Source organism: Massilia sp. Dwa41.01b (genome assembly GCF_014171775.1).
Taxonomy (GTDB): Bacteria; Pseudomonadota; Gammaproteobacteria; order Burkholderiales; family Burkholderiaceae_D; genus Telluria.
Map to the genome: position 1 here is coordinate 3,718,834 of NZ_CP050454.1, position 22,101 is coordinate 3,740,934.

Annotated in this window: 20 protein-coding genes, 3 tRNA genes and 1 pseudogene; 14 read left to right on the forward strand and 10 right to left on the reverse strand. The window is 64.4% G+C overall.

Going from position 1 to position 22,101, the window contains the following annotated elements:
- Positions 1-324 precede the first annotated feature (324 nt).
- The 3 genes from G4G28_RS17090 (at position 325) to G4G28_RS26655 (ending at position 2,980) form a co-directional block, all read left to right on the forward strand.
- Positions 325-1,191, forward strand: coding sequence for a dienelactone hydrolase family protein (locus tag G4G28_RS17090; protein ID WP_229507695.1), 867 nt, complete (start codon positions 325-327; stop codon positions 1,189-1,191).
- 2 nt (positions 1,192-1,193) lie between these two features.
- The gene (locus G4G28_RS26650; protein WP_229507696.1) at positions 1,194-1,589 is read left to right on the forward strand and encodes a hypothetical protein; all 396 of its coding nucleotides are present in this window, start codon (positions 1,194-1,196) and stop codon (positions 1,587-1,589) included.
- Between the two features lie 794 nt (positions 1,590-2,383).
- Positions 2,384-2,980 carry a hypothetical protein gene (locus G4G28_RS26655; RefSeq protein WP_229507697.1) on the forward strand — a complete coding sequence of 199 codons (597 nt, stop codon included), beginning with the start codon at positions 2,384-2,386 and terminating at the stop codon, positions 2,978-2,980.
- Positions 2,981-2,994: 14 nt separating this feature from the next.
- Here G4G28_RS26655 and G4G28_RS17100 read toward each other — a convergent pair whose 3' ends face one another.
- The gene (locus G4G28_RS17100) at positions 2,995-4,902 is read right to left on the reverse strand and encodes a PAS domain-containing sensor histidine kinase (RefSeq protein ID WP_183107631.1); all 1,908 of its coding nucleotides are present in this window, start codon (positions 4,900-4,902) and stop codon (positions 2,995-2,997) included.
- Positions 4,903-5,151: 249 nt separating this feature from the next.
- Here G4G28_RS17100 and G4G28_RS17105 point away from each other — a divergent pair, with 249 nt between their 5' ends.
- Both G4G28_RS17105 and G4G28_RS17110 read left to right on the forward strand, forming a co-directional pair.
- Complete coding sequence (locus G4G28_RS17105) at positions 5,152-7,404, forward strand: ATP-binding protein (RefSeq protein ID WP_182989187.1); 2,253 nt, start codon at positions 5,152-5,154, stop codon at positions 7,402-7,404.
- A gap of 18 nt (positions 7,405-7,422) precedes the next feature.
- A complete protein-coding gene (locus G4G28_RS17110; RefSeq protein ID WP_182989188.1) occupies positions 7,423-7,878 on the forward strand; it encodes a response regulator in 456 nt (151 codons plus the stop codon).
- A 12-nt stretch (positions 7,879-7,890) separates the two neighbouring features.
- Here the strand turns inward: G4G28_RS17110 and G4G28_RS17115 are convergent, their stop codons facing one another.
- Positions 7,891-9,537: a response regulator gene (locus G4G28_RS17115; RefSeq protein ID WP_183107632.1), complete on the reverse strand. Its 1,647-nt coding sequence runs from the start codon at positions 9,535-9,537 to the stop codon at positions 7,891-7,893.
- Between the two features lie 180 nt (positions 9,538-9,717).
- On the opposite strand from G4G28_RS17115, the gene G4G28_RS17120 reads away from it, so the two are divergent.
- The 4 genes and pseudogenes from G4G28_RS17120 to G4G28_RS27635 all read left to right on the forward strand — a co-directional run bounded on the left by G4G28_RS17120 (position 9,718) and on the right by G4G28_RS27635 (position 11,610).
- Positions 9,718-10,011, forward strand: a complete 294-nt coding sequence (locus G4G28_RS17120) for a hypothetical protein (RefSeq protein ID WP_182989189.1) — start codon at positions 9,718-9,720, stop codon at positions 10,009-10,011.
- 72 nt (positions 10,012-10,083) lie between these two features.
- Positions 10,084-10,826 (forward strand): annotated as a pseudogene (locus G4G28_RS27625) (amidase).
- On the forward strand, positions 10,826-11,407 hold the full coding sequence (locus tag G4G28_RS27630) for an amidase family protein (protein ID WP_267875251.1): 582 nt from the start codon (positions 10,826-10,828) through the stop codon (positions 11,405-11,407). The pseudogene G4G28_RS27625 and the gene G4G28_RS27630 overlap by 1 nt, the downstream one beginning before the upstream one ends.
- The gene (locus G4G28_RS27635; RefSeq protein WP_267873679.1) at positions 11,380-11,610 is read left to right on the forward strand and encodes an amidase family protein; all 231 of its coding nucleotides are present in this window, start codon (positions 11,380-11,382) and stop codon (positions 11,608-11,610) included. The genes G4G28_RS27630 and G4G28_RS27635 overlap by 28 nt, the downstream gene beginning before the upstream one ends.
- 231 nt (positions 11,611-11,841) lie before the next feature.
- Here G4G28_RS27635 and G4G28_RS17130 read toward each other — a convergent pair.
- Positions 11,842-11,917, reverse strand: a tRNA-Asn gene (locus G4G28_RS17130).
- Positions 11,918-12,062: 145 nt separating this feature from the next.
- Here G4G28_RS17130 and G4G28_RS17135 point away from each other — a divergent pair.
- Positions 12,063-12,848, forward strand: coding sequence for a glucosaminidase domain-containing protein (locus G4G28_RS17135; protein WP_183107633.1), 786 nt, complete (start codon positions 12,063-12,065; stop codon positions 12,846-12,848).
- Positions 12,785-13,462: a hypothetical protein gene (locus G4G28_RS17140; RefSeq protein WP_183107634.1), complete on the forward strand. Its 678-nt coding sequence runs from the start codon at positions 12,785-12,787 to the stop codon at positions 13,460-13,462. The genes G4G28_RS17135 and G4G28_RS17140 overlap by 64 nt, the downstream gene beginning before the upstream one ends.
- Positions 13,463-13,539: 77 nt before the next feature.
- On the opposite strand, the gene G4G28_RS17145 is transcribed toward G4G28_RS17140, so the two are convergent.
- The 3 genes from G4G28_RS17145 to G4G28_RS17155 all read right to left on the reverse strand — a co-directional run bounded on the left by G4G28_RS17145 (position 13,540) and on the right by G4G28_RS17155 (position 15,100).
- Positions 13,540-13,615 (reverse strand) — tRNA-Asn (locus tag G4G28_RS17145).
- A gap of 146 nt (positions 13,616-13,761) precedes the next feature.
- Positions 13,762-13,837 (reverse strand) — tRNA-Asn (locus G4G28_RS17150).
- A 51-nt stretch (positions 13,838-13,888) separates the two neighbouring features.
- Entirely contained in the window at positions 13,889-15,100 is a 1,212-nt protein-coding gene (locus tag G4G28_RS17155; protein WP_182989192.1) for an amino acid aminotransferase, read from the reverse strand.
- A gap of 105 nt (positions 15,101-15,205) precedes the next feature.
- On the opposite strand from G4G28_RS17155, the gene uvrB reads away from it, so the two are divergent.
- The 3 genes from uvrB (at position 15,206) to G4G28_RS17170 (ending at position 19,033) form a co-directional block, all read left to right on the forward strand.
- Positions 15,206-17,311, forward strand: a complete 2,106-nt coding sequence (gene uvrB / locus G4G28_RS17160; RefSeq protein ID WP_229425157.1) for an excinuclease ABC subunit UvrB — start codon at positions 15,206-15,208, stop codon at positions 17,309-17,311.
- A gap of 169 nt (positions 17,312-17,480) precedes the next feature.
- Complete coding sequence (locus G4G28_RS17165) at positions 17,481-17,771, forward strand: hypothetical protein (RefSeq protein ID WP_182989193.1); 291 nt, start codon at positions 17,481-17,483, stop codon at positions 17,769-17,771.
- Positions 17,772-17,944: 173 nt separating this feature from the next.
- A complete protein-coding gene (locus G4G28_RS17170; RefSeq protein WP_182989194.1) occupies positions 17,945-19,033 on the forward strand; it encodes a DUF4268 domain-containing protein in 1,089 nt (362 codons plus the stop codon).
- A gap of 45 nt (positions 19,034-19,078) precedes the next feature.
- Here G4G28_RS17170 and G4G28_RS17175 read toward each other — a convergent pair whose 3' ends face one another.
- The 4 genes from G4G28_RS17175 to G4G28_RS17190 form a co-directional block, all read right to left on the reverse strand.
- Positions 19,079-19,540 carry an RES family NAD+ phosphorylase gene (locus G4G28_RS17175; RefSeq protein ID WP_182989195.1) on the reverse strand — a complete coding sequence of 154 codons (462 nt, stop codon included), beginning with the start codon at positions 19,538-19,540 and terminating at the stop codon, positions 19,079-19,081.
- A gap of 195 nt (positions 19,541-19,735) precedes the next feature.
- Complete coding sequence (locus tag G4G28_RS17180) at positions 19,736-20,815, reverse strand: serine protease (protein WP_182989196.1); 1,080 nt, start codon at positions 20,813-20,815, stop codon at positions 19,736-19,738.
- 227 nt (positions 20,816-21,042) lie between these two features.
- The gene (locus tag G4G28_RS17185) at positions 21,043-21,498 is read right to left on the reverse strand and encodes an FKBP-type peptidyl-prolyl cis-trans isomerase (protein WP_182989197.1); all 456 of its coding nucleotides are present in this window, start codon (positions 21,496-21,498) and stop codon (positions 21,043-21,045) included.
- A 102-nt stretch (positions 21,499-21,600) separates the two neighbouring features.
- Positions 21,601-21,960: a response regulator gene (locus G4G28_RS17190; protein ID WP_308600881.1), complete on the reverse strand. Its 360-nt coding sequence runs from the start codon at positions 21,958-21,960 to the stop codon at positions 21,601-21,603.
- Positions 21,961-22,101 lie beyond the last annotated feature (141 nt).

Sequence of the window (22,101 nt, forward strand, 5' to 3'; positions counted from 1 at the left end):
TTATTCCCTCCAGTAACAAATCTTTTGCGAACAGCTGTCTCGCCCCATGCGCCCGGGCGGTGTCGAGCGCCACTGCACAGCCCAGCCACCCACGCCTTCCGACGGTCTCGCCAGGGCAATCTTGATGCCTTTGCCACGCTTGTTGTGTCTGTCGCACGACGCTTACCCGATCCGTTATTGATGTAGATAAGCATCTTCACCACACACAAAAATTTAGCTCTGGAATTGCCGATTCGGATATTGCCCTGAGCCATTGAGCTGCCTAGAATCAACTTATTCCTTCAAGCAATTCTGTCGCACCGGCAGGCACTTCCAGAGTCTCCCATGTTTAGAGTTCGCGTATCTGTTCGCAAGTTCACCACCGCCCTCCTCGCCAGCCTGGCGCTGCTGCCGGCGCTCGCCATCGAGCAGGAGCTGCAGCTCGACCACCGCATGAACGAGCACATCGTCCAGGTCCCGGCCGGCGACGACGGCCGTGCCATGCTCGAGACAACGGTGTTCCAGCCGAACGGCCCCGGCCCCTTCCCGCTGCTGATCATCAACCACGGCAAGGACCCGGGCCGCCCGAATGCCCAGCCGCGCGACCGCTTCTATTACATGGCGGCCGCCTTCGTGAAGCGCGGCTACGCCGTGATGGTGCCGATGCGCCAGGGCTTCGCCAACTCGACCGGCTATTACCGCGACCGCGGCTGCGACATGACCGCCAACGGCTACCTGCAGGCCGAGGACATCCGCTCGACGGTGGACTACGCGCGCGGCCAGCGCTGGATCGATGCCGGGCACATCGTCGTCGCCGGCCAGTCCTACGGCGGCCTGGCGACGATGGCTCTGGGTACCGAGGAGCTGCCGGGCGTGCGCGGCCTGATCAACTTCGCCGGCGGCCTGCGCGACGACAGCGACCGCTGCGCCTGGCGCTCGGCGCTGGTGGCGGCCTTCGGCGAATACGGCGCCAAGAGCAAGGTGCCGAGCCTGTGGATGTACGGCGAGAACGATTCGCTGTTCGGCCCGGACCTGGCGAACCGCCTGCACGCCGCCTATGAGGGCGCCGGCGGCCGCGCGCGCCTGGTCGAATTCCCGTCGTTCAAGCGCGATGCCCACGGCATGCTGGCCAGCCGCGACGGCGAGAAGATCTGGCTGAACGACACCATGCGCTTCCTGAAGGGCGTCGGCATGCCGACCGAAGTGCTCTAAACGTGCCGCCGCCACCGCTGCCTGCGCGTACCGATTTCGCCCGCGTCGACGATGTCGAGGCCGTGCCCTTCCTGTCGGAAAACGGCCGCCGCGCCTATGCCGACTACCTGACCAAGATGACCCCGCGCGCTTTCGCCGTGTCCCCGAGCGGCGCCTGGACCTGGGCCGAGGAGGGCGAGTCGCCGGAAGCGCGCGCGCTGGCCACCTGCTCGGCGAAAAGCACCGAGGCGTGCAAGCTGTATTCGGTCGACGATTATGTGGTGTGGAATGGCAACCGTGTCGATGCTGCGGAGAAGGCCTCGATGACGGCCTCGATCGCGCCGCCGCCGGACGCGAATGCGCCGGGTGCCGTGGGTAGCACGGTACCGGCGCCGGCGGCCAGGCCGACGGCGCCCTGAGCGCCACGCGCAGACCAGCCGCGGCCGGAGCACCATGGCGGTGCGCCCGCCGCGGCCTTTTTTTTAGCGATTCGTTTTGAAAAGCCGCGTCGAACGCCGCCGCTGTTGCTTTCCTCCCGCCTGTCCCATACGCTCGACATTGCGCAAACCGGGCAGGCGCACCCGCTCCGACAATGAGGCAGTCGACCTCCCGGAGCCCGCGATGCCGCCCCTGATTTGCCCCGTTTTCCGCGTTTTCCTTGCTGCGCTGGCATTCATCCTGGCACTGCCGCCGGCCGCGCACGCCGCCAATAACGATCCCATCGTGCTCGTGCATGGCTTCCTCGGCTTCGGCCCCGACCAGTTTCCGGCCAGCGGCTTCCTGTACTGGGGCGGCTATGGCGACATCGCCGACCACCTGCGCCTTTACAAGGGACCGCATACGGTGCTCACCGCCACCGTCGGCGCGATCGCCTCGAACCGCGACCGCGCGGCCGAACTCTATGCCCAGATCAAGGGCGGCTGCGTCGACTATGGCCGCCGCCATGTGCTGGCGGACGAGGCGGCAAAGCCGGGCGCCGCCTGCTGGGCCGCCGACCCGGCCGACAACCCGCTCGGGCTGCCGCTGGCGCTGTATCCTGCCTGGGACGCGCGCCACCCGCTGCACATGATCGGCCATAGCCAGGGCGGCACGACCATCCGCGCGTTGGTGGAACTCCTGGAACATGGGGATGCCGAAGCGGGCGATGGCGAGCTCTATCGTGGCGGCAAGACCGGCTGGATTCGCAGCGTGACCACGCTGTCGGCGCCGCACAATGGCACCACGCTGCGCGACGCCGTGCTCGACATCCTGCCCGAGCTGCGCACGCCGCTGCGCGCCCTTGTTCGAAGCCGACATGGCGAACTGGGAGCTGGCGCCGGACGGCGCCCGCAGCTTCAACGCCTGGGCGCGCACCTCGCCGCACGTGGTTTACTTTTCAGTGGGAACGCTGGCGACCGAAGCTGGCGCCTGGTGCTGCAACGGCACCGACCGCGCCATCGCGCCGGTCCAGACCTCGAACTACCAATATGCGCGCGCCGACATGATCCCCTACTTCAAGACCTATGCCGGCGAATGGATCGTGCCCTCGATGCGCCAGCACGGCATGGGAGGCTATACCCAGGGCGCGCCGGGCCGGGTACGGGTCGACAGCAGCTGGTTCGCCAACGACGGCGTCGTCAACACGGCAAGCATGCGCGCGCCGAACGGCCACCCGGTGCGCGACTACGACGGCACGGCCATCAAGGGCAGCTGGAATTTCCTCGGCAACTACCCCGGCTACGACCACTTCGACATCCTGAACTGGCCGAACAAGGGGCCGTCGGCCGATCCGGTCTACGAGCGCATCAGCGACATCCTGTTCGCGCTGTAGCCGGTGCCGGACAATCAGTTGGCGGTACGCAGCGCCCGTGCCAGGTCGGCCAGGCGGTAAGGCTTGCTGACGAAGACGTAATCTTTCAGGCAATCCTTGTCGAGCGCCAGTGCCGGCAGGGGATAGCCGGAAGCGAGAATGATCTTCACCTTCGGATAATGTTCGCGCGTGAAGCCCGCCAGCTCGATCCCATTCATACCGTTCGGCATGATGATGTCGGTGAACAGGATGTCGACGTCGCGGCTGGCCAGCAGGTCCATCGCCTCGGCGCCGTTCGACGCGGTGAGCACCTCGTAGCCCATGCTGATGTAGAGGGCGGCGGCCACGTCCATGAGGTCAGCCTCGTCCTCGACGATCAGTACCCGTTCGCTGCCATTGCGCTGCTCTTCCTCGTGGGAACTGGAGGGGGCGGGCAGGAAGATGCGCATCGTCGTGCCTTCGCCGGGCGCCGTGCCGATCACGATCTCGCCGCCCGACTGCTTGATGAAGCCGTAGACCTGGGACAGGCCCAGGCCCGTGCCCTTGCCTACTTCCTTCGTCGTGTAGAAAGGCTCGAAGGCACGCGCCGCCGTCTCAGCCGACATGCCGGTGCCGGTGTCGCTGACGATCACGCGTACATAGGCGCCCGGCGCCAGGCCGCGGACCTCGTTCTCCGCCAGCTCGACGTCGGCCGTTTCGATGCGCAGGTAGCCGCCTTCAGGCATGGCGTCGCGCGCGTTCACCACCAGGTTGAGCAGGGCCGACTCGAAGCGGGCGCTGTCGATGACTGTGGAGCGCACGTCGGGGTCGAGGCGCACCTCGAAGTCGATGTCGGCGTTGACGGCGCGCCGCAGCACCGATTCGAAGCCCGAGATCAGGCGGTTGACGTTGCGCGTTTCGGGCTGCAGCGGCTGCTGGCGCGCGAAGGCCAGCAGTTGCTGGGTAAGCGTGGCGCCGCGGTCGATCGCGCGGCGCATGCTGTCGAAGGTCTTGGCGTCGGCGCCCTGGCCGCGCCCGAGCGCCAGCACCTCGAGGCCGCTCGCCAGTACCGACAGCAGGTTGTTGAAGTCGTGCGCGATGCCGCCGGTGAGCTGGCCGATCGATTCCATCTTCTGCGCCTGGAACAGGGCCGCGTTGGCCTCGGCCAGGGCATCGGCGGCGGCCTTTTTCTCGGTCAGGTCGCGCGTGATCTTGGCAAAGCCGATCAGTTCGCCCATGTCGTCGCGGATGGCGTCGATGATCACGTGGGCCCAGAAGCGCGTGCCGTCCTTGCGCAGGCGCCAGCCTTCGGCCTCGTAGCGGCCTTCGCGCTCGGCCGTGGCCAGGGCGTGGCCGGGCATGTTGATCTCGCGCTCTTCGGGCGTGTAGAACTGCGAAAAATGCGTGCCGACGATTTCCTGCTCGCGGTAGCCCTTGATCCGCTCGGCGCCCACGTTCCAGTTGCTCACCTCGCCCGTCGGCGAGAGCATGTAGATGGCGTAGTCGGTCACGCCTTGCACCAGCAGGCGGAAGCGCTCCTCGCTGGCGCGCAGTTCCTGCTCGGCGCGGCGCTTGTCGGTGATGTCGCGCGTGATCTTGGCGTAGCCGAGCAGCGTGCCCTCTTCGTCGTAGATCGGGTCGATGACGACACTGGCCCAGAAGCGCGTTCCGTCCTGGCGCATGCGCCAGCCTTCGGCTTCGTACTTGCCGTCCTTGAGCGCGGTGGACAGCGCGCGTGCCGGCAGGCCGGTTGCCTGGTCCTCGGGCGTGTAGAAGCGCGAGAAATGCTTGCCGAGGATTTCCGGCGCGAGGTAACCCTTGAATCGCTGCGCGCCAGTGTTCCAGCTGCTGACGTTCCCTTCCGGGTCGAGCATGTAGATCGCGTAATCGCTGATACCCGCGATCAGGTACTGGAAGCGCTGTGATTCGGTTAGTTTTTGCCTCCTGGCAATTTGCTTGGTCATGGGCGGCGAGCGCTATCGTCCGTGTCGTGAAGCGCACCATCATACCTCCATTTCGTTTCCTGCTGCCACGCACAGTTCACAATGTAGATAAAGTGTTTACACACTCGTCAAGCACCGATCCGCCCAAAAAATTAACGATTCGTCACATGGTGCTGTTGCCCCTGCCTGGCCTTGTCTCTTCGCCGCAAGCGCATGTCTTTCAGGCTAGAATAGCGGCTTTGTCACCCCCGCCGTGCCTGCTTGCGCCTCATGACCCCAGCCCCTCTCGCACCGCTCGACCTGTCCGCTTGCGGCAGTGAACCCATCCGCATTCCCGGCAGCATCCAGCCACATGGTTTCCTGCTGGCCTTATCCAGCGACTTGCGCATCGTGCAGGCCAGCGCCAACCTGGCGCACTGGACGGGTGTCGAAGCCGAAGCGGCGCTTGGCCGCGGCCTGGACAGCGCCATCGGCGCCACGGCAAGCGAGCGCCTGGCGAGCGAACTGGGCAAGGAACTGGGCAACCGCCCGCTCTACCTTGGTACGGTCACGGTATCGAACGGCAAGCACTTCGACGTGCTGGGCCATGCCTGGGACCGCCTGCTGCTCATCGAATTCGAAGCGGTCGACCGCGCCGGCCCGGCCGACTTCCGCCACCTGTATCCGCTGCTGGGCGACTTCCTGCTCAGGGTCAACGAGGCGCCGTCGGTCGAGTTGATGGCGGAACTCGCGGCGCAGCAGGTGCGCGCCGTGACCGGCTTCGGCCGTGTCATGGTCTACCAGTTCGACCGCGACGGCCATGGCCACGTGATGGCCGAATCGAAGCAGGACGACTACCACTCCTATCTTGGCCAACGCTTTCCGGGTTCCGACATCCCCGCCCAGGCACGCGAGCTGTATGCGCTGTCGCGCATCCGCCTGATCCAGGACGCCCACTACGTGCCGGCGCCGCTGCTGCCGGAACTGAACCCGCTGACGGGCGGGCGCACCGACCTGTCGTTCGCGGCGCTGCGCAGCGTCTCGCCGGTACACCTGCAGTACATGCGCAACATGGGCACCCTGGCCTCGATGTCGGTCTCGCTGATGGTCAAGGGCAAGCTGTGGGGACTGATTTCCTGCCATAACGAGGAGCCCTGCCCGCTGTCGTTCGAAAAGCGCACCGCCTGTGAACAGCTGGGCCAGGTGCTGGCGCTGTGCATCGAGTCGCGCGAGGATGCGAGCGAATTGCAGTTCCGCCTCGAGGTGCGGCGCATGATGGTGACCATGCTGGGCAACCTGACCAAGGGCGCCGACGTCGTCGAGAACATGAGCGGCGTCTTTCCCGAGCTGCTGCGCTTTGCGCGTGCGGGCGGCGTCGCCATCGTCGCCGACGAGCGCGTGCTGACCTATGGCGACACGCCCGAACCGCACGCGATCGACGCCCTGGTCGGCTGGCTCGAACAGCAGGGCCATGGCGACGAAGTCTTTCATACCGACCAGCTCTCAAGCCTGTATCCGGGCGCGGATGACATCAAGCGCAACGCCAGTGGCCTCCTGGCCATGCCGATCTCGCGCGTGCACAAGCACTATCTGCTGTGGTTCCGGCCGGAGCTGGTGCACACCATCGAATGGGCCGGCAATCCGCATGAGAAGGCCTCGCGCGGGGAAGCCGTCCGGGGCGCGCCAACGCAACTGAGCCCGCGTACCAGCTTCGCTACCTGGCGCGAGGAAATCCATGGCGTCAGCCTGCCCTGGCACGTTGGCGAAATCGAGCTGACCGCCGAATTTCGCAGCGCCCTGCTCGGCATCGCCCTCGAGCGCGCCGAGCAGATGGCGGAACTGGCCGAGGAACTCGGCCGCGCCAACAAGGAACTCGAGGCGTTTTCGTATTCCGTATCGCACGACCTGCGCGCGCCCCTGCGCCACATCGTCGGATTTTCCGACCTGCTGCTCGAGTCCGCGGGCAGCGAGGACAGCGCGATGCGCCAGCGCTTCCTCACCAACATCAAGGAATCGGCGCGCCTGGCCGGCAAGCTGGTGGACGACCTGCTGAGCTTTTCGCAGATGGGCCGCGCGGCCCTGCGTCCGGTCGACGTCGACATGAGCAGGCTGGTCGCGTCCTGCGTCGACAAGCTGGGCATGGATGTCCAGGGCCGCAACATCGAGTGGGAGCTCCCAAGCCTGCCGCGCGTCACCGCCGACCCGACCTTCCTGCACCTGGCCGTGTTCAACCTGTTGTCGAACGCGGTGAAGTTCACCGGCGGACGCGACCCGGCGCGCATCCGCGTCTGGGCCGAACAGGACGAACGCGAAACCGTGTTCCACGTGGCCGACAACGGCGCCGGCTTCAACATGGACTATGTGCACAAGCTGTTCGGCGTGTTCCAGCGCCTGCATCGCATGGAAGACTTCCAGGGCACGGGCATCGGCCTGGCCAACGTGCGCCGCATCATCGAACGCCATGGCGGTCGTGCGTGGGCCGAATCCACGCTCGGCCAGGGCGCCGTTTTTTCCTTCAGTATCCCGCGAAAACTCGCACTTTAACGGACAGCGAGACCAACCATGCTAAAACCCATCCTGCTCGTCGAGGACAATCCGCACGACCTCGAACTGACCCTGGTGGCCCTGGCCAGGAGCCAGCTCGCCAACGAAGTCGTGGTGGTGCGCGACGGTGCCGAGGCGCTCGATTACCTGCTGCGACGCGGCGAATTCGCCGGGCGCCCGGAAGGCAATCCGGCCGTCACCCTGCTCGACCTGAAACTGCCGAAAGTCGACGGCCTGGAAGTGCTGGCGAAGATCCGCGAGACGGCCAGCATGAAGAGCATGCCGGTAGTGATGCTGACTTCGTCGAAAGAGGAACAGGACCTGATCCGCAGCTACGAACTGGGCGTGAATGCCTATGTCGTCAAGCCGGTGGATTTCAAGGAGTTCGTACGCGCGATCGCCGATCTCGGCATCTTCTGGGCGGTGCTCAACGAACCGCCACCGGGTTCGCACCGCTACGTACCGCCGGCCTGAGCCGGCCGGCGATCACGACGTCTGCGCGGGCTGGGCTGTAGCGCCGCCCGCATCGACCTTGCGGTTGCGGCGCAGCAGGTGGCGGATGCGCGCGCTGAGCGCGTCCGGATGATAGGGCTTCTGCAGCAGGTGCACCGAGGCGTCGAGCTTGCCCTCGTGCGCCAGCACCCCTTCCGCGTAGCCCGAGGTATACAGGATCTGCGCTGCCGGCAAATGCCGATGCAGCACGTCCGCCAGTTCAGTACTGCTCATCGGTCCGGGCATGATCACGTCGGTGAACACCAGGTCGATATGGCGCCCGCTCTCGATGATCGCCGCGGCGGCGGCGGCGTCGCCCGCCTGCAGCACGTCGTAGCCGAGCGCGGACAGGATCGCGCAGGTCGCGTTGCGCACGTCTTCCTCGTCTTCCACCACCAGGATCGTCTCCAGCCCGCCGTAGAGCGGCAGGTCGGCATGCACCTCGGGCTCGGCGGCCTCGGTTGCGCTGCGCGGCAGGTAGATGCGCACGCTGGTGCCGCGCCCGACCTCGCTGTCGAGCACGATCTCGCCCCCTGACTGCTTGACGAAACCATAGGCCATCGACAGGCCCAGGCCCGTGCCCTGTCCCACCGGCTTGGTGGTGAAAAAAGGTTCGAAGGCGCGCTGCAGCACTTCCGGCGCCATGCCGCGGCCGGTATCGGCCACTTCCAGCATGACATAGTCGCCCACTGGCAGTGTCCCGTGGCGGTCGGCGCAATGGGCGTCGACATTGCGGGCGCGGATCGTGAGGGTGCCTACGCCCGCCATGGCGTCGCGCGCGTTGATGGCCAGGTTCAGCAGCACGTTGTTGAGCTGGTTGGGGTCGGCCGTGGTGCTCCACAGGCTCGGGTCGATGTCGGTGAGGACGCGCGCGCTCGGGCCGATGACGCGGCGCATCATGTCGTCCATCTCGCGCAACAGGTGTCCCGGGTTGAGCACGATCGCCTGCAGCGGCTGGCGCCGCGCGAAGGCCAGCAGGTGCGAGGACAACTTGGCACCGCGCTCGACACCAGCGAGCGCCATCTCGACGCGGGTGCGCGCGGCATCGTTCAGGTTGCCGACCAGTTTCAGCAGTTGCAGGTTGCCGCCGATGATTTGCAGGACGTTGTTGAAATCGTGGGCGACGCCGCCGGTCAGCTGGCCGATCGCTTCCATCTTCTGGGCCTGGTGCAGCGCCGATTCGCTGGCGGCCAGCTGCTGCTGGCTCACGCGCAGCGAGGCAAACGCCGTGTCGCGCTCGCGCCGGGCCACGCAGGCATCGCTGTGGTACTGCACCCGGGCGACGAGTTCGCGCGGATCGGGCCACTTGACCATGTAGTCGTTGACGCCGGCCGCAAAGGCCATCGCCTTGATCTCCGGATCGTCTTCGGAGGACAGCATGATGACGGGGATGTGTTCGGTCTCGCGTACGGCGCGCAGGCGCCGCGTGAACTCGAAGCCGTCGAGGTCGGGCATGCGCAGGTCGACCAGCACCACCGTGACGTTGAGCTCGCGCGCCAGGTCGACCGCGCGTGCCGGGCTCGACTCGTAGCGCAAGACATGCTTCACGCAGGTCTTCAGCCCGTGCTCGATGATCTGCTGGGCAAACGGCTCGTCATCGATCAGCAGGATCGAACAGGGATGGGAAGCGTTTTCGATCATGGAAGTGGGAGTCTCATCCGTCGTTGCCGACGGCGCCTGCTTGCATTTTGTAAAAAATTTATTCTACACCAATGTTAACGGCTATTTCATCAATTTCACGATTTCGCTTGATAGTCCGGCCCGCGCCTCCATCTACGGCCCATCCGTATTGACAGGCCATCCGGCGAAGCGAGGCATTCCGTGCAGGATCCATTGTGCCCCTTGTGCGGGCGTGAACTGGGGAAGGTCAACATCGACCGCCACCACCTGGTTCCCAAGACCTTCAAGGGCAAGGAACAGTTCCCGATCCATAAGATCTGCCACCGCAAGATCCACTCGGCCTTCACCGAGCGCGAACTGCTGCGCACCTACCATACCTGGGAGGCGCTGCGCGGCCACGAGGACATCCGCGCCTTCATCGCCTGGGTGGCAAAGAAGCCGCCCGACTTCTATGCGCGTACCTGCACTTCCAACAGCAAGAAGAGCCGGAAATGACAGATTTGATTCCAGCTTGACAAGCCCGTACCGCAGTGCGCATGCTGGGCGCTTCGCCTTCCTGGACTGCGCATGAACTTTTCCGATTACCTGCAACACGACGCCACCGCCCTCGCCCAGCTGGTGGCGCGCGGCGAGACCAGCGCTACCGAACTGCTGGACCTGGCACTGGCGCAGCACGCGCGGGTGCACGGGCGCGTCAATGCCCTCGTACGCTCGCTCGAACCGCAGGCGCGCGCGCAGCTTGCCCGTCCTCTCTCCGGGCGTCTAGCCGGGGTCCCCTTCCTGATCAAGGATGGCGTCCAGGATTACGCGGGCGTGCCGACCAGTTTCGGCAGCCGCTCGATGCAGGGCTATGTGCCGGCCGAGCATGCCGCCGTCGTACGGCGCTACCTGGAGGCCGGCCTCGTCATCTTCGGCAAGACCAACCTGCCCGAATTCGCCCTGAAAGCCGTTACCGATCCGGCGCTGTACGGCCGCGCCAGCAATCCCAGCACCTCGGCCATACGCCGGGCGGCTCCAGCGGCGGCGCGACCGCGGCGGTGGCGGCGGGCATCGTGCCCATGGCGGCCGGCAACGACGGCGGCGGCTCGATCCGCATCCCGGCGGCCTGCTGCGGCCTGTTTGGCCTGCGCCCTTCGCGTGGACGGGTGTCCTCCGGGCCTGCCATCGGCGAAGTCTGGTTCGGCGCGTCCAGCGAAGGCGTGTTGTCGCGCAGCGTGCGCGATTCGGCGCTGGCGCTGGACATCTGGCAGGCCGCGAGCCGGGTGACCCTTTCGATATCGCCGCACCCTCTGCGCCGTATCGCGAGCTGATGTTGCGCGCCCCCGGCAAGCTGCGCATCGGCTTTTCCACCGTCTCGCCGATCGGCACCGAGGTCCATCCGGAGGCAGTCGCCGCGGTCGAGCGCACCGTGCTGCTGCTGCGCGGACTGGGCCATGAGGTCGAGGAGGCGGCGCCCGACGTCGACGGCGCGGCGCTGGCGCAGAGTTTCCTGCACGTGTATTTCGGCCAGGTGCCGGCGATGGTCGCGCGCGGCCGTGCACTGGGCGCGCGGCCGCGCGATATTGAACTGATGAGCCGGCTGCTGGCGACGCTCGGCGGCAGCGTCTCGGCGGGGCGGCTGACGATGGAGATGGCGCACTGGAACGGTTTTGCGCGGGCGCTGGCGCGCTTCCACGCGCGCTACGACCTGCTGCTCACGCCCACGCTGGCGCATCCGCCGATCCGCCACGGCCAGGGCGACCCGGGCAAGGGCGAACAGTTCGTGCTCGACCTGCTCGAGCGCAGCGGCCTGTTCGGCATCCTGGCGCGCCGGGCCTGCTCGAAGGCACGGTCGACAAGATCGCGCGCGACAGCCTGCGCTATGTGCCCTTCACCCAGCTGGCGAACCTGACCGGCACGCCGGCGATGTCGGTGCCGCTGCATTGGACGGCCGACGGGCTGCCGCTGGGCGTGCAGTTCGTCGGGCGTTTCGGCAGCGAAGACACCCTCTTGCAGCTGGCGCACCAGCTGGAAGGCGCGGCGCCATGGTTCGACAGGCTGTCGCCGCTGGCGAGGGAAGGCGTGGAGGCTGCAAGCGGGTTGATGCCGGCTTGACGGCAACCGTAGGGTGGACTCCTGAGTCCACGCCGTTTCGCCGGGTAATCAGTGTTGGCTGAGGCAAAGAAGCAGCCCGCTCGACCAGTGCGACGGGGCGTAGGCCTGGCCCGAAACGCAACCGTACAAGCGCGTGGACTCAGGAGTCCACCCTACGTCAACCACGGTCTTGCTGGCGCTGAAAAAACAAAAGGCCACGTTTTCACGTGGCCTTCTGCTTACTACATATTCTGGCTCCCCGACCTGGACTCGAACCAGGGACCTGCGGATTAACAGTCCGTCGCTCTACCGACTGAGCTATCAGGGAATTGAGGCAACATTATAGCGGGTGGCGTGGCGTTTGGCGAGTCCTGTACGAAAATTCAACTTTTGCCCGTCATGCGGGGCTTTGTTAGAGTCGCAGTACGCGCAAGGCCGATAGAGCGCCGGGCTTCCTGACCGAGGAGACGACCATGAACGTTCACCCAGCGTCAAGCAGTGTCCTTGCCCTGTTGCCCCTGTTGTGTTGCCCGGGCCTTGCCAGCGCCGCGCCACCCGACGTCGACAATCCCGCCTGGGGTTGTTATGACGCCATGCCGAAGCACCCCAGCATGGGCGAGAAAGACGCATTCATTGCCGAGCTCGCTCCTGCCGCAGTCGCCGCCGAGGCAAAGGGCGGCCCACCGGCGGCCGGGCTGCTGGCGATGAGCGCGCTCGAGTCCGGCTTTGGCTGGACGCGGACAGCCGTCTTTGCCAATAACCTGTTCGGCTGGAAGTTCGTGTCCCCGGCTGCGGCCGGTGGCCGTGCCAGCTGGACACTGCAGTGTCAGCCGGCCTTCGACAAGAACAAGCGCTACATCGTCTTTCGCGACCGTACCGACGCACTGTCCTTCGTGGCGGAGCGCTTGAGGACGAACGACAGGTACCGCGGCATTACCGCCCGCTACCACGCCGACAAGGCGGCAGGCGTGGATGCGCCCGATGCCGTGGGCACGTGGGTGAAGGGCATCGCGGCGGCCGGCTACAACCCCTTTCCCGACTACCCCGCCAAGGTGCTGCGCCTGGCAGGCAATTACCGGCACCCCGGCTCGGCGCCCTCCCGGACAGTTCCCTGCTGCGCTATTCCAGTGCCCGCGGCGAAGCCGCCGCAGCCACGCCGCCGCCATCCTCCAGCGCACATGACGCGGCCCTGGCCGTGCTGGCGAAACGGCTGCCCGCGGCGCGCTACCTGTCGGCCGCATGCGATCCGCGCCCGCTGAGGGATTGGCCCGGTTACGAAGGCCGCAATGTGACGCGCTGCCGGTACGGTGTCACGAGCGGCGGCAAGACGCTGGGGGCCCTCGTCTACCTGCTCAATCCTTCGGCGGACAATATCGCCTTGCGGGTGCGGGACGCGTGCAGCCACGTCAAGCTGGCGGGCCATGCCGGTTGTGGCCGCTACCTGGCGTCCATGATCGTCAAGCAGAATGGCGGCCAGTTTCCGGTCGCCGGTTTTGTCATCGAGCGCAAGCGCGACGCCGGCGGCACCGGCGAAGATCCGGTGTATCTCGAGTTTCGCGACGGCACCACGATCCAGAGCACGGACCGGCTCAACTTTACCGATCGGCAGCTGACCGTGGAAGCGATGGAACACGCGGCGCGCGCCCCGGTACGCGATAGCCGCCGGATCGCGCGGATTGCCAACGCGACCCGTGCCGACTACCGCAGCGCAGGAGGAACCGAGCCCGTTGGCAGCACTCCGGACGACGACCGGCTCAAGCGCTGGCCGGCGGCAATCCGGGCGAACGAACTGCATGCCCAGGACACCGGCGAGGACCTGCTCTTGCGCGGCGTTGCCGTGCGACTGCGGGCAAGCCTGGAAGGAGCGAAATGAGAAACCCTGCCCTGCGTGAAGCTCAACGAAAAAAGGGCCGCGTGATGAACGCGGCCCTTTTTTTCGACTTCGTATTCTGGCTCCCCGACCTGGACTCGAACCAGGGACCTGCGGATTAACAGTCCGTCGCTCTACCGACTGAGCTATCAGGGAATTGAGGTAGGCATTATAGCTGCTCAGCCGTATTGCGCAAGGGCTGCACGAAACTTTGTCGTGAAAGCAAGGGCAGCCCGATGAAACATGCACGCTGCACGGGGACGAAAAAAAAGCGCCGATTGCTCGACGCTTTTTTCGTATTCTGGCTCCCCGACCTGGACTCGAACCAGGGACCTGCGGATTAACAGTCCGTCGCTCTACCGACTGAGCTATCAGGGAATTGCTTGCTCTTCGATTCAAACTTGCGTTCAAGTTCGAAGAGCCAAGATTTTAGAGGACTTTGGCGATGGCGTCAACGACGAGATCGATGTTTTTCGAATTCAGCGCGGCCACGCAGATGCGGCCCGTGTCCACCGCATAGATCGACTCCTCGCGGAGTTGTCCGACCTGCTCTTTCGTCAGGCCCGAATACGAAAACATGCCGACCTGCTCGCGCACGAAGGCGAAGTCGCGGCCAGGGGCTTTCTCTGCCAGCTTCTGCACCAGCGCCTCGCGCATTTCCTTGATGCGCACGCGCATGCCGGCCAGTTCGTCTTCCCACAGCTGGCGCAGTTCCGGCGTTGACAGGACCGTTGCCACGACCTTGCCGCCGTGGATAGGCGGGTTCGAGTAATTGGTGCGCACCACGCGCTTCAGCTGCGACAGCAGGCGCCCCGCTTCTTCGCTGCTGGCCGCGACCACCGACAGCGCGCCGACGCGCTCGCCGTACAGCGAAAACGATTTCGAGAACGAGTTCGATACCAGCAGCGGCCCGCCCGCGTCGACGAAACGGCGCACGACGGCGCCGTCCTGCGCGATGCCGGCGCCGAAGCCCTGGTAAGCCATGTCGAGGAAGGGAACCAGGCCGCCCTGCTTGACCGCCTCGATTACCTGGCCCCACTGCTCTTGCGTGAGGTCGGCGCCGGTCGGGTTATGGCAGCAGGCGTGGAGAACGACGATGGAACCCGCATCCATCTTGCGCAGGGAGGCCAGCATGCCCTCGAAATCCACACCGTGGGTAGCCGGGTCGTAATAGGTATAGTTGTTGACGATGAAACCTGCCGACTCGAACAGCGCGCGGTGGTTTTCCCAGCTCGGGTCGCTGATGAACACTTCGGCGTCCGGCGCGAAACGCTTGAGGAAATCGGCGCCGATTTTCAGGGCGCCGGTGCCGCCGATGGCCTGCACGGTAATCGCACGCTTCTCTTGAATTACGGCGCTGTCGGCCCCAAATACGAGTTCTTGCACAGCCTTGTCATACGCAGCCAGGCCGTCGATCGGCAGATAGGTGCGCGGCGACAGCTGCTCCATCAATTTCGCTTCCGCCTTCTGCACGCACTGCAGCAGAGGCACCTTGCCATTATCGTCGTAGTACACGCCGACACCCAGGTTGATCTTGGCCGGATTGGTATCGGCGTTGAATGCTTCGGTGATGCCCAGGATCGGGTCGCGCGGGGCCATGTCGATGGCGCTGAAGAGGCTGGCGGAGGCTGTGGAAGTCATCGTGATAAACTGAATTGTCGGTGGGTTCGCAGCAGTTGTATAGAACAGCAGCAGAGATGTTGCAGTGCCGCAGGCGGACTCCCATTCTAGCAAAGGTCTGACAACATGGCTGATATATCCATCGCAACCGGTCCGGAACCGACTGTGATCACCTACCCGAATTCGCCCTTCAAGCTGCACCAGCCTTTCCCACCGGCGGGCGACCAGCCGACGGCAATCGAAGGCCTGGTCGAAGGCATCGAAGACGGCCTGATGTACCAGACCCTGCTGGGCGTGACCGGTTCCGGCAAGACGTACACGATGGCCAACGTGATTGCCCGTGCCGGCCGTCCGGCGATCGTGTTCGCGCCGAACAAGACCCTGGCGGCCCAGCTGTATTCGGAGTTCCGCGAATTCTTCCCGCAGAATGCGGTCGAGTATTTCGTGTCCTATTACGATTACTACCAGCCGGAAGCCTATGTGCCCCAGCGCGACCTGTTCATCGAAAAGGACTCGTCGATCAACGAGCACATCGAACAGATGCGCCTGTCGTGCACCAAATCCCTGATGGAACGGCGCGACGTGGTGATCGTCGCCACAGTCTCGGCCATCTACGGTATCGGTAATCCGAACGAATACCACAAGATGATCCTGACGCTGCGCCACAAGGATAAAGTGGCACAGCGCGACATCATCGCGCGCCTGATCCAGATGCAGTATTCGCGCAACGAGATGGACTTCGGCCGCGGCACCTTCCGCGTGCGCGGCGACACCATCGACATCTTCCCGGCCGAGCACGCGGAACTGGCGATTCGTGTCGAAATGTTCGACGACGAAATCGAATCGCTGCAGTTGTTCGACCCGCTGACGGGCCGCGTGCGCCAGAAGATCCCGCGCTTTACGGTGTATCCGGGTTCGCACTACGTGACGCCGCGCTCGACGGTCCTGCGCGCGATCGAATCGATCAAGGCCGAGCTGAAAGACCGGCTGGAAGAATTCCGCCAGCAGAACAAGCTGATCGAGGAGCAGCGCCTGGAACAGCGCACCCGCTTCGACCTCGAAATGATGGCCGAAATCGGCTTCACGAAAGGCATCGAGAACTATTCGCGCCACCTGTCGGGCGCGATGCCGGGCGAACCGCCGCCGACGCTGGTCGATTACCTGCCGAAGGATGCGCTGATGTTCATGGACGAGTCGCACGTGCTGGTCGGCCAGCTGTCGGCCATGTACAACGGCGACCGTTCGCGCAAGACCAACCTGGTCGACTACGGCTTCCGCCTGCCGTCGGCGCTGGACAACCGGCCGCTGAAATTCGAGGAATTCGAAGGCAAGATGCGCCAGACGATTTTCGTCTCGGCCACGCCGGCCGATTACGAGAACTCGCATGCGGACAACGTCGTCGAGCAGGTGGTGCGCCCGACCGGCCTGGTCGACCCGATCATCATCGTGCGCCCTGCCCTGTCGCAGGTGGACGACCTGATGAGCGAGATCAACGACCGCATCAAGAAGAACGAGCGCGTGCTGGTGACGACGCTGACCAAGCGCATGGCCGAGCAGTTGACCGAGTACCTGAGCGACCACGGCATCAAGGTGCGCTACCTGCACAGCGATATCGAGACAGTCGAGCGGGTGGAAATCCTGCGCGACCTGCGCCTCGGTACGTTTGATGTGCTGATCGGTATTAACCTGCTGCGCGAAGGCCTGGACTTGCCGGAAGTGTCGCTGGTGGCCATCCTCGACGCCGACAAGGAAGGCTTCCTGCGTTCGGAACGCTCGCTGATCCAGACCATCGGCCGCGCGGCGCGTAACCTGAACGGCGTGGCGATCCTGTATGCCGATCACGTGACCGATTCGATGCGTCGCGCCATTGACGAAACCGAACGCCGCCGCGCCAAGCAGATCGCCTTCAATGCGGCCAACGGCATCACGCCGGTGGGTGTGCAGAAGAAGATCAAGGAGCTGATCGACGGCGTCTACAGCAATGCCGCGCAGAAGGCCATGCTCGAGGGTGCGCAGAACCTGGAAGAAGCGGCGGCCGCGGCGAAGGTCGAATCGATGAGCGAGAAGCAGATCAGCAAGGAGATCAAGCGCCTCGAGAAGCTCATGGTCGACCATGCCAAGAACCTCGAGTTCGAAAAGGCGGCGCAGGTGCGCGACCAGCTGCATGTCCTCAAGCAGCAGGCTTTCGGGGCGCCGGGGGCGGACAACGTGGTGTCAATGCTGGGCAAGTAAGCCCGGTATTCCAGGACGGCGCTGCGGCGCCGTTTTTTTTCGCCAATGGGCCGTGACAGACCCCGCCAGTGCGCATACGATGAGACTGCGGGAACCGTCGACGTCGGCTGCGACACCTGACGAGATGAATAGGCCCGATCGGATGAATCGATGTGCACAGGAGTGATCGATGAGCGATCGCGAAAAGAAGCCGTATGCCCTCGATGCAATGGCCGTCGCCCTGACGGTTGCGCTGACCTCGGCTTTGATCCCGCTGATGTTTCCAAAAGAAATATCAGTCTCCCCATTTCTCCTATTCGGCATCATTTTCCTGACGAATCTCGTGCCGCTTTTCTTGCCGGAAGACGCTCCTCACAATGGGCAACAACGCCTCACGCGTTTGTTTTTCACCCGGTTACTGGTCTCCGTGGTCTTTGCTGCGCTACTCATCCTGGTGTGGAAAATTGCGCGTAGTTTCTAGATAGTGGCGCGCAGGATCTACCGAAACAGGTAGCGAGATGCAGGACGAAGCCGGCTGGGCGTATCTTTGGATAGCTGGATTGTTACTCGCCCGTTTTCCTTCGCGGCTTTCACTACTTGCCAGGGCGAATGCGTAGACCGACAATTGTCCGAAACCACCCTCACCCAATACGCATGGCCATTTTCGAACTCGACAATCAACGACTCGCACCACTCGCCGAAGCGGACTTCCACGCCGAAGGCATTTATGAACGGGAGCTGCAACACCATTTAAGGCACAGCATCGGTATCCTGTCGCCCGATCTCATGGTCGTGGCCGAGGAGTATGGCAACTGGGTGGACAGCCAGCGGCGTATCGACCTGCTTTGCCTGGACAAGGAAGCGAACCTGGTCGTGGTCGAAATCAAACGCACCCGGGACGGCGGGCATATGGATCTGCAGGCGATCCGTTACGCTGCCATGGTGTCGGCCATGACTTTCGAGCAACTCGTGGACGGGCATGCGCATTATCTCCGGGCCAATGGACACCCTGCGGATGCCGCCAGGGCGGCAATCCTGCAATTCCTGGACTGGACCGAAGCGGACGAAGAAGCATTTGCGCAGGACGTGCATATCGTTCTCGCGGGTCCCGATTTTTCCAGGGAAGTCACGTCGACTGCCTTATGGCTGAACGAACGCAAGCTCAACATTCGCTGCATTCGCATGAAGCCTTATCGGTCCGCCGACGGGCGCTTGTTCATCGACATTCAACAGATCATTCCATTGCCGGAATCGTCCGATTACCAAACGAAGATTCGCGCCAAGGAACAGGCCGAGCGAGAACAGCGCAGCGAACGCCTTGGCAACCGCGAGCACTTCTTCGCAGGCCTGCTCGACTACGTCAAGCCCCGAATGGGTCTCTTTGCGTCCAAGAGAGCCGCGCATGGCCGCGGATTCAACGCCAATGCCGGCAAACCAGGGCTGCTGTTCGGCTTCCTCGACAAGGGCGACCGCATCGTCATCGAACTCGAAATTTCGCACAGCGAAGAGCGGGTGCGCGCGCTTCGCACACTGTTCTGGAAGGATGCCGACGCTATCGAAACGGCTTTCGGAGAGTCCTTGCACTGGGACGAGGTCGATGGACGGCGCGCAGTCTTCATCCGCCATTATGTGGACGCTTCCTGGAAGGCAGCCGAGAGCGAGTGGCAGCAGATTTACGCGACGCTGACGGAGGACGCAATCAGGATGCAGCGGGCACTGCAGCAAACGATCGACGCGGCTTGAGGCATCGGCGCATCGTCGTGCCAGTGCGCGATCGGCGATGCGTCCTCAGCGCTTGAACATTCGCGGATCGAACCTGAAGCTGCGCGCAATGCTCAGCTTTACGTGCTCGTACGCATGGTGCGCCGGGTTGATCACGACGTTGACGCCCTCGCCCACGATCACCGATGGCACACGCATGTAAAGGTATTCGCGCTTCTTGAGAAAAGCGGTACCGAAGGCGGTGGCGCTGCCGCCGTCATCAAGACTGTCCCAGCCTTCGGGCAAGTCCTCGCGCGGCACGTCGAGGCAGAGTGCGGGATCGTCCGGCAAGTCGATGGCGACCAGCACCAGCGGTTCCTCGTCGACTTCCTCGGTGTGGACGAACTTTTCCAGTACGGCCAGCTCGACGGTCATGGCGGCGTACAGGGCCGGCTGCCCTTCGCTATGCCAGTGGCCGCCACTGGCGCGGGCGCCTTCGCAGTTGCGGTCGAGTGCCGCTTTTTCGATTGCAATTCTCCAGGTTCTCATGCGCTTGCTTGTCAGGTGGCCAATGTCCTTAGCATACAACGAGGCCCGCCCGCAGCTCCGCACGGCTTGCGGGCAGCTTGCGGGCAGCTTGCGGGCAGCTTGCGGGCAGCTTGCGGGCAGCTTGCGGGCAACCCAAAAACAAGAAACGGCCCTTAGGCCGTTTCTTGTCGTGCTATGCGCCGCAGCGCCGCAGGATTACTTCTGCTTGCGACGACGGCTGGCGCCGAACATCAGGCCGCCCAGGCCCAGCAGTGCGATGCTGGTTGGTTCCGGGACCATGGTGATGTTGCCGCCGGTGGCGTTGTACAGGAAGTCCTTGTACGAACCCATGATGATGCCGCCGAAGTAGGTGCCGAAGGTACCGGGGACCTGGTCGCCGAAGCGGCCGCTGAAGGTGTTGTTCGCCACCAGCATCAGTTCGCCGTACATTTCGACGAAGGATGGGCCGCCCGAATCGCCGCCGCCGATGCCGGCTTCGCGGTCGTTCGGCAGCACCGGGGTGCAAACGCCGAAGTCGTCGCAGAAGGTGTCGATGCCTGCGCCGTCGAAGTCGGCGTAGAAGACTTCGCGCTGGCCTGCGAAGCCTTGCTCGTCGTCCCCATCGAACAGGTCGACGTAGTTTTCGCCGCTGCGCTTGACGGTGAAGTCCGGGCCGATGTAGTAGCCGTTGACGCCGTCGCCCGAGGTGCCGTAGCCGGCCATGGTGATGTGGGTGCCGGCGTTGAGCGGGTTCACGGCGACCTTGTAGATTTTGGCGCTGGCCGGGGCGTCTTCACCCAGGGTCAGCACGGCGACGTCGTCGTTGACGCAGAAGCTGTCGACGCCGGCCGGGCAGTTGCCGAAGCCTTTGTATTCCTGGTGCACGTCCACCCTGGTGGCGTTGATCAGGGCGTTGACACTGCCGTTGCTGTTGAAGACGACGCGCACGTCGGTACCCGGCTTATTCAGGTCGACGAAGGTGCCGTTGCCATCGGTGTCGACGCAGTGGCCGGCCGAGACGACCTGGCGCTTGCCTACCAGGGCGCCCGAGCAGATGTAGGATTGGCCGTCGTAACGGATATTGATGCTGACGACGCCGGAGAACTTCGACGACGGCACGTTCGGATCGATGCGGTTGGTCGGGCTGTCTGGCAGTGCACCCGAGGTGATGGCCGGGGTGATGATCGCACCAGGCATGCCGGCGATCGACGCCTGCGCCGAACCCGTACCGAATGCCATACCGATGACGATGATGCTGCCTGCGACTTTTTTCAGCGACAATTTCCGATTCAACATTTCTTTTCCTTTTATGTGAGGTCTCTCTTCACGGGCATTTCCGTCTTCCGTGCAGGACCTTACAAAGCAGTAACTATGCCAGAGGGAAAATAATGCATAAATTCAATATGTTAGATAGCTAACACAGGGGGATCAGGTGTCGGATGTAAGGATTTTCGACACCCCGTTCGAGCCGGGATGTCGAAGTGCTTTGCAGGGCCAGGGCGGGCGCCCCGGCAGGCAGGCCTTTACTGTACGTCGAGGAGTTCGACGTCGAAGATGAGGTTGGAATTCGGCGGGATCGGACCGGCGCCACGCGCGCCGTAGCCCAGTTCCGCCGGGATGATCAGGGTGCGCTTGCCGCCGACCTTCATGCCGACGACGCCCTGGTCCCAGCCCTTGATGACGGTCCCCATGCCAAGCGGGAAGGTGAACGGCGCGTTGCCGACCGAGGTGTCGAATTGCGGACCGTGGCCTTTCGGCGATTTTGGCGCGTACAGGTAGCCGGTGTAGTTGACAGTGACGGTCTTGCCGGCGACGGCTTCCTTGCCCTTGCCGACGACGGTATCGATCTTCCGAAGACCCTGCGCGTTGGCGGCGGGTGCCTTGGTGGCGGTAGCGGTGGCGGGTTTGGTGACGGCGATTGCGCCGCCGGCGAGGCCAAGGCCGAGGATCAGGCCGAGCCCGAGGAATGCGTGTTTCATCGTTGTACCTTCATAGAGTAAAGCGGGGAGTCAGCCACCGGCTGCTGCCGGGCAATAATGGCTGTGCAGGCAGTATTCCCTACTCGGGCGGTTCGCACAAGCTCAGCGGCGGGAACGCTGGGCGGTGGCGAGGATCTCGCTCACCTGGGCCAGGTCGGCCGGCTTGACCAGGTGATGATTGAAACCCGCTTCCTCGGCCAGGCGGCGGTCCTCCTGCTGCCCGTAACCAGTCAGCGCCACCAGGGTCGCCGAGGCCAGTTCGGGAATGGCGCGCAACTGGCGCGCCAGCGCATAGCCGTCGGTATCGGGCAGGCCGATATCGAGCAGCATGACTTGCGGGCGCTCGATGCGCGCATGCCGCAGCGCGCTCTGGCCGTCGTAGGCGACCGACACCGCATGGCCCTGCACTTCGAGCAGGGTTGCCAGCATCTGCGCCGCGTCCTGGTTGTCGTCGACCACCATGACGCGCAGGGGCGCGATCCTGGGCGCATCGCTGCCGCCTTCGGCCAGCGGGAGCGCGAGCGGATCCCGGTCCAGGCGCCGCAGGCGGACCTCGAATTCGCTGCCCTGCCCCGGCGCCTCGCTGCGCACGCCCACGCTGCC